Here is a 13,432-nt window from a genome sequence, read left to right on the forward strand (position 1 = left end):
GATCAGCACCCCGACGCGCTTGCGGGCAGCGGTACCGCTCACAGTGCGAGCTTGCCGCGATAGCCGACAGGCTCCGCGCCGGCGGCGACCGGCACCACCTCGCCGAGCCTGACCGGCGCCTCGCCGGCGGCCTTCAGCGCGGCGAGGACGTCGTCCGCCTTGCCGGCCTCGGCCGCCACGATCATGCCGATGCCGCAGTTGAAGGTGCGCAGCATCTCGCGCTCGGCGACGCCGCCGACCTGGGCGAGCCAGCCGAAGACGGGCGGCGCAGGGATGGCGGCGAGATCGAGCGCGACGCCGAGCCCGTCCGGCAGCACGCGCGGGATGTTGTCGGGGAAGCCGCCGCCGGTGATATGCGCCAGCGCCTTGATCCCGTCGGTCGCCTTCAGCGCGGCGAGCAGCGGCTTCACATAGATCCGCGTCGGCGTGAGCAGCGCCTGCGCCATCGTCTCGCCCGGCGCGAAGGGGGCGGGCGCATCCCAGCCGAGCCCGCTGAGTTGCACGATGCGGCGCACCAGCGAATAGCCGTTGGAATGAACGCCGGAGGATGGCAGGCCGATGATGACGTCGCCGGGCTTCAGATCCGCGCGCGGCAAGAGCGTGCCGCGCTCGGCGGCGCCGACGGCGAAGCCGGCGAGGTCGTAATCCTTCTCGGCGTATAGTCCGGGCATCTCTGCGGTCTCGCCGCCGATCAGCGCGCAGCCAGCCTGACGGCAGCCCTCGGCGATGCCGCGCACGATCTCGACGCCGACCTTGGGGTCGAGCTTGCCGGTGGCGTAGTAGTCGAGGAAGAGCAGGGGCTCGGCGCCCTGCACGACGAGGTCGTTGACGCACATCGCGACGAGGTCGATGCCGATGGTGGAATGCAGCCCGCTCTCGATCGCGATCTTGACCTTGGTGCCGACACCGTCATTGGCGGCGACCAGGATCGGATCGCTGAAGCCGGCGGCCTTGAGGTCGAACAGCCCGCCGAAGCCGCCGATCTCGGCATCGGCGCCCGGCCGGCGGGTGGCGCGCACCAGGGGCTTGATCTGGTCGACCATGGCGTTGCCGGCGTCGATGTCGACGCCCGCCTGCGCATAGGTCAGTCCGTTCGCGCCGGGCTTGCTCATTGCGGTCATGCCTTCCTTCTGCTCGCGCGAGCGATAGGCAAGCGGATGCCGGCTGGCAAGGCATCCGGGGACGCTTTCCCGGTTTCTCACAGGCCGGCCCGCCTCATCGCCGAGGTGCAGCTGGCATCCCGCCGCGCCATGAGCGAAAATGTACCATGACGATCCCCAACCTGATCACCATCGGCCGGCTCTTCCTGGTGCCGCTGGTCATCGTCATGATCGTCGGCGCGAACTGGCGGGCGGCCTTCGTGCTCTTCGTCGTCGCGGGCCTGTCGGACGCGCTCGACGGCTTCCTCGCCAGGCGCTGCGGCATGGGCAGCGAGCTCGGCGCCTGGCTCGATCCGGTCGCCGACAAGGCGCTGATCGTCTCGATCTACGTCACGCTCGCCGTCGTCGGCGCGATTCCGGCCTGGCTCGTCGTCCTCGTCGTCGCGCGCGACCTGATGATCGTGGCGGCGGTGATCCTGTCCTGGCTCCTCGACAAGCCGCTGACGATCGCGCCCATCGCCGTCAGCAAGCTCAACACCGCGGCGCAGATCGGCTTTGCGGCGCTGGCGCTCGGCTCGCGGGCCTTCGGGGTCGAGCCCGGCCTGGCGGCGACGGTCTGCGAATTCCTCGTCGCTCTGTTGACGCTCGCCTCGATGACGGCCTATCTCGCCCTCTGGCTGCGCCATATGGCGGATTGAGCGGTTTTTGCGTCGCGGCGGCTTGGAAGCGCGGGGCGCGATGCACATCTGTCCTGTCCCGCCGGTTGCAGATTCGAGAGAGGCCGCCTGATGACGTTGCAGCGCCAGATCGGCTTCTGGGTCGGCTCCCTTCTCGTCTTCATCCTGTTCCTGGTCGTGCTGCGGGACGTGCTCCTGCCCTTCATCGCGGCCTTGGCGCTGGCCTATCTGCTCGATCCGCTGGCCGACAGGCTCGAGCGCATCGGCATGAGCCGGCTCACGGCGACGATCGTCATCCTCGTCGTCTTCCTGCTCCTCTTCGTGCTGGCGCTGGTGCTGCTGGTGCCGCTGCTCGGCCAGCAGCTCGCCGGCCTCGTCGCCAGGCTGCCGGGCGACGCCGCCAAGCTCCAGGCGCTGGTGCTGGAGAAGGGCGCGCCCTGGCTGGAAAGCCTCGGCGGCGCCGACCTGACCAAGGAGGCGCAGAACTCGCTCGGCAACCTCGTCGGCGACAGCGTGAAATGGATCGGCGGCCTGCTGCAATCGCTCTGGACCGGCGGCACGGCGATCGTCGGCGTGTTCTCGCTCCTGGTGCTGACGCCGGTCATCGCCTTCTACCTGCTGGTCGACTGGGACCGGATGGTCTCGACCGTCGACAGCTGGCTGCCGCTCGACCATCGCGACACCATCCGTACCCTGCTGCACGAGATGGACCTGTCGATCGCCGGCTTCCTGCGCGGGCAGGCGCTGGTCTGCGTGCTGCTCGGCGGCTTCTATGCCGTGGGCCTGAGCCTGATCGGCGTCAATTTCGGCGCGCTGATCGGCATCATTTCTGGCTTCCTCTCCTTCATCCCCTATGTCGGCTCGCTGACCGGGCTCGTGCTCTCGGTCGGCGTCGCGACGGTGCAGTTCTGGCCGGACTGGACCTGGCCGGTGGCGACGCTTGGCGTCTTCCTGGTCGGGCAGTTCCTGGAAGGGAACATCTTCCAGCCGAAATTCGTCGGCGATTCGATCGGCGTGCACCCGGTCTGGCTGATGTTCGCGCTTTTGGCCTTCGGCTCGCTGTTCGGCTTCGTCGGCCTGCTGCTCGCGGTGCCGCTGGCGGCGATCATCGGCGTGCTCTGCCGCTTCGCGCTCAACCAGTACCTCGCCAGCAACCTCTACCATGGCGGCGACGCCACCCGCGCCGCGGCGGCGAAGGCGCGCGGCGACGCCGACAGCTGAAACGCTCGCATGTCAGACCTTCCCCAGCGCCCGCGCCAGCTCGCCTTCGACCTGCCGGTCGACAGCCGCCACGGCGTCGAGGATTTCCTGGTCGGCGCCTCCAACGAGGCGGCCTACGGCCTGATCGAGTGCTGGCCGCAATGGCCCGAGGCGTGGCTGCGCCTGACCGGGCCGGAGGGAGCCGGCAAGACCCATCTCGCCGCGATCTGGGCGCGCGCCGCCCATGCCTGGACGCTTCCCGCAGCCGAGCTGCGCGAGGGGCAGGTGCCGCATCTGGTCTCGGCCGGCGCGCTGGTCGTCGAGGATTGCGATGCGGGGGCGCTCGACGAGGCGGCGCTGTTCCACCTGATGAACGCGGTGAAGGCGCGCGGCGGCTTCCTCTTGCTGACGGCGCGGCGCCCGCCCGATCTCTGGGGGCTCACCGTGCCGGACCTGCTGTCGCGGCTCAGGCTGGCGCCCGCCGCGACGATCGAGCCGCCGGACGACGGCCTCTTGCGGGCGCTCCTGGTCAAGCTCTTCATCGACCGGCAGCTCGTGGTCGACGTCGCGGTGATCGACAGCCTCGCGCTCAGGATGGAGCGCTCCTTCGCCGCCGCGCGGCTGGTGGTCGACCGGCTCGACCGGCTCGCGCTCGAACGCGGCCGCCGGGTGACGCGCCCGCTGGTGCAGGAGGCGCTGGCGGAACTGTTCCCGCAGGAGGCGGGTTGAACGCAGCCAATCCTGATTAAATCCTGTCGCTTGTCATCGAACCGTCACGCTAGAGTGTCTTCAACACGGCGCATGACCATGGCGGCGACCAGAGCCCGGACGAAGCGTATGACCACCGAGATCGTGACGATTGCGCCCGACACGGCTTTGAGCGATGCCGACGCACCGCTGCTGCGCCATGAGCCGGAGCGCTTCATGAACCGCGAGCTCTCCTGGCTCCAGTTCAACCGCCGCGTCATGGAGGAGGCCTCGAACCGCAGCCACCCGCTGCTCGAACAGCTCCGCTTCCTCTCGATCTCGGCGAACAATCTCGACGAGTTCTTCATGGTCCGCGTCTCCGGCCTGCGCGAGCAGCTCAAGGCCGGCGTGGTCACGCGCAGCCAGGACGGGCTGACCCAGGCCGAGCAGCTCGTCGCCATCGGCGAGGCGGTCGCGGCGCTGACCGCCGACCAGCAGGCGCGCTGGGCGCAGCTGCGCCACGATCTGCACGAGAACCGCATCCACCTGCTCCAGCCGGCCGATATCGGCGCGCAGGACCGGGTCTGGCTGGAGGATTATTTCCTCAACTACGTCTTCCCGGTGCTGACGCCGCTGGCGATCGACCCGGCCCATCCCTTCCCCTTCATCCCCAATCTCGGCTTCACCGTCGCGCTCGCGCTCGAGCGCAAGAGCGACGGGCGTCAGCTCGACGCGCTGATCCGCGTGCCGACCAAGATCGACCGCTTCATCGAGCTGCCCGACCTGGCGCGCGAGGGGCTGCACCGCTTCATCACGCTCGACGACGCGGTCTCGCTGTACATCGGCAAGCTCTTCCCCGGCTACGAGGTCAAGGGCGCCGGCTCCTTCCGCATCATCCGCGACTCCGATCTCGACATCGAGGAGGAGGCGGAGGATCTGGTGCGCGTCTTCGAGACGATGCTGAAGCAGCGCCGGCTCGGCGTCGTGATCCGGCTCGAGCTCTCGACCGGCATGCCCGGCCATCTGCGCCGGCTGATCGTGCGCGAGCTCAGGGTCGACAGCGACGAGGTCGTCGAAGTCAACGGCATGATCGGCCTGAACGAGCTCTCGCAGCTCGTCGGCGTCGACCGGCCGGACCTGAAGTTCAAGCCCTACAACGCCCGCTTCCCCGAGCGCATCCGCGAGCATGGCGGCGATTGCTTCGCCGCGATCCGCCAGAAGGACCTGCTCGTCCACCACCCCTATGAGAGCTTCGACGTCGTCGTGCAGTTCCTGCAGCAGGCGGCACGCGACCCCAACGTCGTCGCGATCAAGCAGACGCTCTATCGCACCTCCGCCAACTCGCCGATCGTCAAGGCGCTGACGGAAGCGGCCGAGGCCGGCAAGTCGGTCACCGCGCTGGTCGAGCTGAAGGCCCGCTTCGACGAGGAAGCCAACATCCGCTGGGCCAAGGAGATGGAACGCGCCGGCGTCCAGGTCGTCTACGGCTTCATCGAGCTCAAGACACACGCCAAGCTGTCACTGGTCGTGCGCCGCGAGGCCGGCCAGCTCGTCAGCTATTGCCATATCGCGACCGGCAACTACCACCCGATCACGGCGCGTATCTATACCGACGTCTCCTTCTTCACCGCCGATCCGGTGATCGCGCAGGATGTCGCGCGCATCTTCAACTACATCACCGGCTATGCCGAGCCCGACGGGCTCGAGCGCATGGCGATCTCGCCGACCGGCCTGAAGCAGCGCCTGCTCGCCGATATCGCCGCCGAGATCGCCCATGTGAAGGCCGGCCGCAAGGGCGCGATCTGGGGCAAGTGCAACGCGCTGGTCGATCCCGAGATCATCGATGCGCTCTATGACGCGAGCGCGGCCGGCGTCGAGATCGATTTCGTCGTGCGCGGCATCTGCTGCCTGAGGCCGGGCGTGCCGGGCCTCTCGGAGAACATCCGCGTCAAGTCGATCATCGGCCGCTTCCTCGAGCATACCCGGATCTACGCCTTCGGCGCCGGCCACGGCCTGCCGGCGGCCCGGGCCAAGATCTACATCTCCTCGGCCGATCTGATGCCGCGCAACCTCGACCGGCGCGTCGAGGCGCTGACCCAGATCCTGAATCCGACCGTGCACCAGCAGCTCCTCGACCAGATCATGCTGGCGAACCTGCTCGACAACGAGCAAAGCTGGACGATATTGCCCGATGGCGGCTCGCGCCGCATTGTGCCCGCGCCGAACGAAGAGCCGTTCAACGCGCATAAATATTTCATGACGAACCCGAGTCTGTCCGGACGTGGAAAATCGCTCTCCAATTCGAGTCCCCGCTCCCTCTCGCGCCGAGGGGGACGCAAGGCCTGAGCTCAGGCATGCGCCCGGCCGGCTCGCGCTTTCCGATACCATCGCCATCGTCGATATCGGCTCGAACTCGGTGCGCCTCGTCGTCTACGAGATGCTGGCGCGGGCTCCATCCCAGGTTTTCAACGAGAAGGAGATGGCGGGGCTCGGCCGTCAGGTCGCCTCGACCGGGCGCCTCGCAGACGACGCCATCGTCAAGGCGATCGACGCGCTGGTGCGCTTCCGCATCCTCTGCGAGGCGATCAATGTCGGCGCAATCCGCGTCATCGCCACCGCCGCGACACGCTATGCGCAGAACGGGCCGGACTTCATCGCCCGCGCCGAGGCGGCGATCGGCCAGCCGATCGAGCTGATCTCGGGCGGGCGGGAGGCCGCGCTCTCCGCGCTCGGCGTGATCTCCGGCTTCGACGATCCCGATGGCGTCGTCGGCGACCTCGGCGGCGGCAGCCTCGAGCTTATCTCGGTCCGGGACGGCGCGGCGGGGCAGGGCGCCAGCGTCCCGCTCGGCGGCCTTGCCCTGCTCGACCGCTCGAAGGGTTCGCTCAAGGCGGCCGAGAAGATCGTCAGGGACGAGCTCGACAAGCTGCCGCAGCTTGCCGCCATGAAGGGGCGCAACTTCTACGCTGTCGGCGGCACCTGGCGCGCGCTCGCGACGCTCCACCAGCGCCGCTGCGCCTATCCGCTGAACGTGATGCACGGCTATGCCGTGCCGACCCGCGACGTCGCCGATTTCGTCAAGCTGGTCGAGCGGGCCGATGCCTCGGTGCTCGATGCGATCGATGCCGTCTCCTCGGCGCGCCGGCCGCTGCTGGTCTATGGCGCGCTGGTGCTCGACGAGCTGATCAAGCGCGGCAAGCCGCGTGAGGTGATCATCTCGGCCCAAGGCGTGCGCGAGGGCCTGCTCTACGAACAGCTTTCGCCGCAGGAGCAGGCGGTCGACCCGCTGCTCCAGGCGGCGCGCGACTACAACCTGCTGCGCGCCCGCGATCCGCGCCATGCCGCCGAGCTGATCGCCTGGACGAAGGCCATCCTCGAAACCGCCGGCCCGCCCTGGAACGAGCCCTCCGACCGGATGATCGAGACCGTCTGCCTGCTCTCCGACATCGGCTGGCGCGCCCATCCCGATTATCGCGGCGAGCAGAGCATGAACGTCATCGCCCACGCCTATTTCACCGGCATCGACCATGTCGGGCGGGCCTTCCTGGCGCTGGCGATCTTCCACCGCTATGCCGGCCTGAAGGCGAGCTCGCCGGCCGCCGCCGGCCTGAGGACCCTGCTGCCGGCGCCGGCGCTGGCGCAGGCGATGCTGATCGCCGCGATCTTCCGCGTCGCCTATCTGCTCTCGGCCGGGATGACGGGCATCCTGCCGCGCATTCCGGGGGCTTGTGTCGACAACCGCCTCGTCCTGCGGCTGCCGGAGGACCTGACGGCGCTGGCGAGCGAGCGTGTCGAGGGCCGGCTGAAGCAGCTCGCAAAGCTGCTCGGGCGGGATTTCGAGATCGGCCGGCTCTAAGGCGGCGCGAGCCTGCGGTGAATGAACCGGACGCCTCGCTTGAAAGCCGGCGCGGAAATCTCCACTTTAGCGCTACCTGCGAGAATCGCATGCCTATCGAGGGTGCGGCGCGCGGGGGCGGAGAGGCGAATGGTTGCCTCGGCCGCTCGTCCGATCGCACCGCCCATTTCGGGGGCGCGCCGGGCGCAACTGCAAAGGAACTGCCATGACTGGCTCGACGCCACGCGCCCCCTTCGTCACCGGCGAGACCGGCACCTACCCGGTTCTGCCTTTGCGCGACATCGTCGTCTTCCCGCATATGATCGTCCCGCTCTTCGTCGGGCGCGAGAAGTCGATTCGCGCGCTCGAGGAGGTGGTGAAGACGGACGGGCTCATCCTGCTGGCGACCCAGAAGAACGCCGGCGACGATGACCCGCAGCCCAACGAGATCTACGAGATCGGCACGCTCGCGCGCGTGCTGCAACTGCTGAAGCTGCCCGATTCCACCGTGAAGGTGCTGGTCGAGGGCGTCGGCCGCGCCAGGGCGCTGTCCTATTCGGCCAGCGATTCCTTCTATGAGGCCGAGGCCACCGGCCTCGCCGAGGAGGAGGGCAAGAAGGTCGAGGTCGAGGCGCTGGCCCGTTCGGTGGTCAGCGAGTTCGAGAGCTATGTGAAGCTCAACAAGAAGATCTCGGGCGAGATCGTCGCCGCGGTCTCGCAGATCGACGAGCCGGCCAAGCTCGCCGACACCGTCGCCTCGCATCTGGCGGTCAAGATCGCCGACCGGCAGGGCGTGCTGGAGATCGTCAACGTCGCCCATCGCCTGGAGAAGGTGCTCTCGCTGATGGAAAGCGAGATGTCCGTGCTCCAGGTCGAGAAGCGCATCCGCTCGCGCGTCAAGCGCCAGATGGAGAAGACCCAGCGCGAGTACTACCTCAACGAGCAGATGAAGGCGATCCAGAAGGAGCTCGGCGACGGCGAGGAAGGCCGCGACGAGCTGGCCGAGCTGGAGGAGCGCATCGCCCGCACCAAGCTCACCAAGGAAGCCCGCGACAAGGCGACGGCCGAGCTGAAGAAGCTGCGCCAGATGTCGCCGATGTCGGCCGAGGCGACCGTGGTGCGCAACTATCTCGACTGGATGCTCGGCATTCCCTGGGGCAAGAAGTCGAAGATCAAGAAGGACCTCAACGCCGCCCAGCAGGTGCTCGACGACGATCATTTCGGCCTCGACAAGGTCAAGGACCGCATCGTCGAATATCTCGCCGTGCAGCAGCGCACCAACAAGCTCGCCGGCCCGATCCTGTGCCTCGTCGGCCCGCCCGGCGTCGGCAAGACCTCGCTCGGCAAGTCGATCGCCAAGGCGACGGGGCGCGAATTCGTGCGCATGTCGCTCGGCGGCGTGCGTGACGAGGCCGAGATCCGCGGCCACCGGCGCACCTATATCGGCTCGATGCCCGGCAAGATCATCCAGTCGATGAAGAAGGCCAAGACCGCCAACCCCCTCATCCTGCTCGACGAGATCGACAAGATGGGCCAGGACTTCCGCGGCGATCCTTCGGCGGCCCTGCTCGAGGTGCTCGACCCCGAGCAGAACGCGACCTTCAACGACCATTACCTCGAGGTCGATTACGACCTGTCGAACGTGATGTTCGTGACGACGGCGAACACGCTGAACATCCCGCCGGCCCTGCTGGACCGGATGGAGGTGATCCGCATCGCCGGCTACACGGAGGAAGAGAAGGTCGAGATCGCGCGCAAGCACCTGATCCCCAACGCGATCAAGAAGCACGGGCTCGACGGCAAGGAGTGGTCGATCACCGACGGCGCCTTGCAGATGCTGGTACGCCGCTACACCCGCGAGGCCGGCGTGCGCAACCTCGAGCGCGAGCTTTCCAACACGGTCCGCAAGGGCGTGAAGGACATCGTGCTCGGCAAGAAGGACAAGGTCGTCGTCGACGAGAAGCTGCTGGAGGAATATCTCGGCCCGCCGCGCTATCGCTACGGCATGGCGGAGACGGAGGATCAGGTCGGTGTCGTCACCGGGCTGGCCTGGACCGAGGTCGGCGGCGAATTGCTGACGATCGAGGGCGTCATGGTGCCCGGCAAGGGCCGCATGACCGTCACCGGCAACCTCAGGGACGTGATGAAGGAATCGATCTCGGCGGCGGCGTCCTATGTCCGCTCGCGGGCCATCGATTTCGGCATCGAGCCGCCGCTCTTCGACCGGCGCGACATCCACGTCCACGTTCCGGAAGGGGCGACCCCGAAGGACGGCCCCTCGGCCGGCATCGCGATGGCGACGGCGATCGTCTCCGTGCTGACCGGCATCCCGACCAACCGCGACGTCGCCATGACCGGCGAGGTCACGCTCAGGGGCAGGGTGCTGCCGATCGGCGGCCTGAAGGAGAAGCTCTTGGCGGCGCTCAGGGGCGGCATCAAGAAGGTGCTGATCCCCGAGGAGAACGCCAAGGACCTGATCGACCTGCCGAAATCCGTCCGCGAGGGGCTGGAGATCGTCCCCGTGGCGCGGATGGAGCAGGTGCTCCAGCATGCGCTGACCCGCCAGCCGGTTCCGATCGTCTGGGAAGAGGATCTCAAGGCCGTGCCGCCCAAGGGCACGGACGACGAGGCGGCGGGCGTCGTCGCCCACTGAGCTTTACGGGCTTTCGAAGAACGAGCCGCCGGCGCGCAAGCGCCGGCGGTTTTGTTTTGGGCGGCGTCTCGCCGATTCTCCCGGCGGCACGAACGATCGCCCGGGCCGAAAAGCCGATGCCCGTCGAGCCTGGTTGAATTGACACTGCGATAGCAGGTTCGATAATCGCAACCGGACTGGAGGATTTCCGTGCCGCTCAAAACAGTTGCCGTCATCGCCGGACTTGTTCGGCGTTGCGCCGTCGTCGCGCTTGCATGCGCTCCCGTCTACGCGGGTCCCGCTTCCGGGCAATCGATCGCACCGAGGAAGGATACCGGCAAGTGCGTCGGCATCATCTCGGCGATCGGCGACACCGTCGCCGTGGCGAAGACCGGCTTCACGGTTTTCAACAACGAGAACTTCAAGGTTCCGATAGACGCTTGGCGAATCGATGACCTGGTGTTCAGCAAGATCTCTTCCGTTCTTGGCAGGCGCTCAAATCTAAAACGCATCAGTGTTCCCCAGGGATCGTTTGCCGTCCTCGAAGAGGGCTACCGTCCGTTCTCCGACCCCGCTGAGGAGGCCAGGGCCATTCTTGCCAAGGTTATAACGGCCCCCAGATGTGATCGTTACATCGTCGTCATGAAAATAAGAATGGCGTTGAAGACGGGACAGCGCGTCGACGGTCTTGGATTAAGTTTCCAGGGCAATCAGTATTATGCTTCGGCAGCATTTTCGCTGAATGTCTACGATGGGCAGAACTTCGCCTTGCTGGAAAAGCATCAGGCCTTGACCGGCGAAAAGAATTTCCTGGGCCGGAGGCTCGTGCCCGGCCGAGAGGTTGACAAGACATGGTGGCCGACAGCGAACGGAACGCTCGGTCCAGCGGCTCGGGACGGCTTTCGCAGCTTTGTACTGGAGAGCCTGGAAGCAACGGTGCCGGAGCTTTCAAACAGCTGAAAGCCTTTCGGTGAGCGCCTTGCATGTCGCTGGCATGATGCGGGCGCGACGACGGCATCGTGCGTCGGATGCGCCTAGCGGGAGAAAAAAAGGCGAAACACGCCACCAGGATGGCGATGGTGGGCGGTGACGGGCTCGAACCGCCGACCCTCTCGGTGTAAACGAGATGCTCTACCGACTGAGCTAACCGCCCTGGCGGTCGCGTTTAAGGCTTCGGCCGCCGTATCGCAAGCGCCGTGGAGCGGGCCCGTGCGCTTTAGCGTCCGGTAGGACGCATGGCGATCATAAGTCTTTGATTTAATGGCGCGGGCGACGGGGCTCGAACCCGCGACCTCCGGCGTGACAGGCCGGCACTCTAACCAACTGAGCTACGCCCGCGCTGGGCGGCCGAGGCATGCGCCATCAGCGGTGTGGTGAGTATTGCTCCGGGCCGGAAGTGTCAAGCGCAGGGTGCCGGCAAATCCGCATCTGGGGACAATTATCTCCGGCCCGGCGCCGATGAGCGGTCCGGCTTTTGCCCCGGCATCCGGCGAGGCATCCGCGGCCCTGCGGAAGTGCAGGGCCGCAGGTCGAATCAATATCCGTTTTCCGTCAGCAGGCGGCTGGTTTCGCGCAGCTGATGGCGGATCCGGTTCATGCGGCGAAGCAGGCCGACGCGCGCGAACCGGTAGGCGTCGCTTTCGGGCGAAAGCTTGCCGAGCGTGAGGGCCGGGCCCAGCGAGGGCAGGGCACGGCTGCCCAGCGCCGGGTCGTGGTGGAAATCGGATCCGGCCTGGTACAGCACCGGGTTCAGGAGGCGGGAAATCCGCAGGAAGAGGCGGTTCGTGCGCGCGCTTTTGCTGTTGTCGGCAGCGTCGGCGCGGGCGCCGGCATGCAGCGCCTCGAGCCTTGCCTTCAACGAGCGGGTCTCTTCGGCGAGTTCGGCGATCGGCAGATGCTTTCCCGCCGCCTCCTCGAACTCCCGCAGGCTGTCGAGGTAGTCGCCCGTGATCGCGGCCGGCTCGAAAGGCAGGATATCGGCGCTCGAGAGACCCATGAGGATCGTCGCATAGAGCCTGGCATCCTGGCTGAGCACCTCCGGCGAATATTTGTCGAAGGTCTCGTGCTCGGAATGCCACCACCAGGCTCCGCCGGAGCCGCCGACGTTCAGGTCGCGGTTCTCGTCCTCGGGGGTCAGCATCGAATAGACCGCCAGCGACGTGACGCCGACGCCCCAGAAGGACTGATCGCCCGCGCGCGAGGGGCGGGTCGGGCTGACGTATTTGTCCTTGCGCTTGCCGAGCGCGAGCTGGGCATTCGAGGAGTTGAGGGTGGTCCAGCCGGTGACGTCCTTGGTGGTGCCCTCGTTATAGGCCGAGAGTTCCGCCATCTGGTGGCGCGGCACGTAGACGGTCGCGCCCTTCACGCCGGGGCTGTCGATATTGAAATAGGTGATCGCGTTCTCATGCAGGTCATGGAAGAACGTGTCGGCATACCAGGTCGAGCCAGAATAGCGGCCATGGGAATGCCCCGGCCACCAGGCGAAACGCAGCCCGTGCCGAAGCTTGCCCTCGAATTGCTTGAGGACGCGCGCGAGCTCCAGTACGCAGGCATCGCCCGTGATGTTGTCGGTCGAGCCGTCGAACCACGAGCAGTAATGCGCGCCGACCAGCGAGAACAGCGGCTCCTCGCCCTTGATCTCCGCGACCGGCAGGCGAACGCTGCGCCAGCCTTCGAAGACGTCGGTGACGATGGTGGCCTCGACCCGGCCCTTGGCGAGGTCGGCGAGGATGCGGTCGCCATCGGTCTTGCTGATCGAGACCAGGTACAGGCGCGGAATATCCCTGGTCTGGTCGAATTCAGGCGTGCCCCAGACCGGCGTGATCGTCATCTTGTGGCGCTGCTTGCCGGCGGACATGCAGATCATGCCCTTGGCGCCCCTGGCGGCGGCGACGACCGAATTGCCGGGCGAGGGCAGCTTGGTGACGAGCACGATCTTGCCGGCGACGTCCTTACCTTCGTATTCGGCTTCCGTGCCCGATCCGACGAGGACGACCTCGGCCGTGAAGCCGCCTTCCGGGGTGGACGAGCCGAAGGCGACGCCGACGCAGGGTATGTCGTAGCCGGCGGAGCCGCCGACCCGCAGCGCGGCCGAGCGCGGATAGGACAGGTAGGAATCGAACCGGTGCACGACCGGCTCATAGCCATATTCGCGCAGCTTGCCGGTAATGTAGTCGCAAGCCTTTTCTTCTTCCGCCGAGCCTGAGACCTTCTCTCCGAGCGAGCAGAGATAGGCCACGGTCTCGGTCAGGGCTTCAGGCGAGACCAGATCGCGCGCGGAGGCCTGGAGGGTCTTGTTCAT

General features: G+C 67.0%; 9 protein-coding genes and 2 tRNA genes. 7 read left to right on the forward strand and 4 right to left on the reverse strand.

Annotated features, from left to right (window positions below; genetic code table 11):
* Nucleotides 1-38: 38 nt before the first annotated feature.
* The gene (purM, locus tag M9917_RS19165) at nucleotides 39-1,112 is read right to left on the reverse strand and encodes a phosphoribosylformylglycinamidine cyclo-ligase (protein WP_297257130.1); all 1,074 of its coding nucleotides are present in this window, start codon (nucleotides 1,110-1,112) and stop codon (nucleotides 39-41) included.
* A gap of 155 nt (nucleotides 1,113-1,267) precedes the next feature.
* On the opposite strand from purM, the gene M9917_RS19170 reads away from it, so the two are divergent.
* From M9917_RS19170 to M9917_RS19200, 7 genes are all read left to right on the forward strand, one after another.
* On the forward strand, nucleotides 1,268-1,798 hold the full coding sequence (locus M9917_RS19170) for a CDP-alcohol phosphatidyltransferase family protein (RefSeq protein ID WP_297256376.1): 531 nt from the start codon (nucleotides 1,268-1,270) through the stop codon (nucleotides 1,796-1,798).
* Between the two features lie 90 nt (nucleotides 1,799-1,888).
* Entirely contained in the window at nucleotides 1,889-2,998 is a 1,110-nt protein-coding gene (locus tag M9917_RS19175) for an AI-2E family transporter (RefSeq protein WP_297256378.1), read from the forward strand.
* A gap of 9 nt (nucleotides 2,999-3,007) precedes the next feature.
* The gene (locus M9917_RS19180; protein WP_297256380.1) at nucleotides 3,008-3,706 is read left to right on the forward strand and encodes a P-loop NTPase family protein; all 699 of its coding nucleotides are present in this window, start codon (nucleotides 3,008-3,010) and stop codon (nucleotides 3,704-3,706) included.
* A gap of 72 nt (nucleotides 3,707-3,778) precedes the next feature.
* Nucleotides 3,779-6,010 (forward strand): RNA degradosome polyphosphate kinase, encoded by a 2,232-nt coding sequence (locus tag M9917_RS19185; protein WP_297256382.1) that lies wholly within the window; start codon nucleotides 3,779-3,781, stop codon nucleotides 6,008-6,010.
* Nucleotides 5,946-7,520, forward strand: coding sequence for an exopolyphosphatase (ppx, locus tag M9917_RS19190; RefSeq protein WP_297256384.1), 1,575 nt, complete (start codon nucleotides 5,946-5,948; stop codon nucleotides 7,518-7,520). Before M9917_RS19185 ends, ppx begins: the two co-directional genes overlap by 65 nt.
* Nucleotides 7,521-7,725: 205 nt before the next feature.
* The gene (gene lon / locus M9917_RS19195; RefSeq protein ID WP_297256386.1) at nucleotides 7,726-10,152 is read left to right on the forward strand and encodes an endopeptidase La; all 2,427 of its coding nucleotides are present in this window, start codon (nucleotides 7,726-7,728) and stop codon (nucleotides 10,150-10,152) included.
* 189 nt (nucleotides 10,153-10,341) lie between these two features.
* Nucleotides 10,342-11,091, forward strand: a complete 750-nt coding sequence (locus tag M9917_RS19200; protein WP_297256389.1) for a hypothetical protein — start codon at nucleotides 10,342-10,344, stop codon at nucleotides 11,089-11,091.
* A gap of 117 nt (nucleotides 11,092-11,208) precedes the next feature.
* Here the strand turns inward: M9917_RS19200 and M9917_RS19205 are convergent.
* From M9917_RS19205 to M9917_RS19215, 3 genes are all read right to left on the reverse strand, one after another.
* Nucleotides 11,209-11,284: transfer RNA gene (locus tag M9917_RS19205), tRNA-Val, on the reverse strand.
* A gap of 108 nt (nucleotides 11,285-11,392) precedes the next feature.
* Nucleotides 11,393-11,469, reverse strand: a tRNA-Asp gene (locus M9917_RS19210).
* A gap of 196 nt (nucleotides 11,470-11,665) precedes the next feature.
* Entirely contained in the window at nucleotides 11,666-13,432 is a 1,767-nt protein-coding gene (locus M9917_RS19215; RefSeq protein ID WP_297256390.1) for a M28 family peptidase, read from the reverse strand.

The organism is Bosea sp. (in: a-proteobacteria) (assembly GCF_023953965.1).
Taxonomy (GTDB): domain Bacteria; phylum Pseudomonadota; class Alphaproteobacteria; order Rhizobiales; family Beijerinckiaceae; genus Allobosea.

Bases quoted from the DNA above. Each gene is read 5' to 3' on its own strand.
- purM (WP_297257130.1), bottom strand. From the start codon at position 1,112: ATGAGCAAGCCCGGCGCGAACGGACTGACCTATGCGCAGGCGGGCGTC.
- M9917_RS19170 (WP_297256376.1), top strand. From the start codon at position 1,268: ATGACGATCCCCAACCTGATCACCATCGGCCGGCTCTTCCTGGTGCCG.
- M9917_RS19175 (WP_297256378.1), top strand. From the start codon at position 1,889: ATGACGTTGCAGCGCCAGATCGGCTTCTGGGTCGGCTCCCTTCTCGTC.
- M9917_RS19180 (WP_297256380.1), top strand. From the start codon at position 3,008: ATGTCAGACCTTCCCCAGCGCCCGCGCCAGCTCGCCTTCGACCTGCCG.
- M9917_RS19185 (WP_297256382.1), top strand. From the start codon at position 3,779: ATGACCATGGCGGCGACCAGAGCCCGGACGAAGCGTATGACCACCGAG.
- lon (WP_297256386.1), top strand. From the start codon at position 7,726: ATGACTGGCTCGACGCCACGCGCCCCCTTCGTCACCGGCGAGACCGGC.
- M9917_RS19215 (WP_297256390.1), bottom strand. From the start codon at position 13,432: ATGAACAAGACCCTCCAGGCCTCCGCGCGCGATCTGGTCTCGCCTGAA.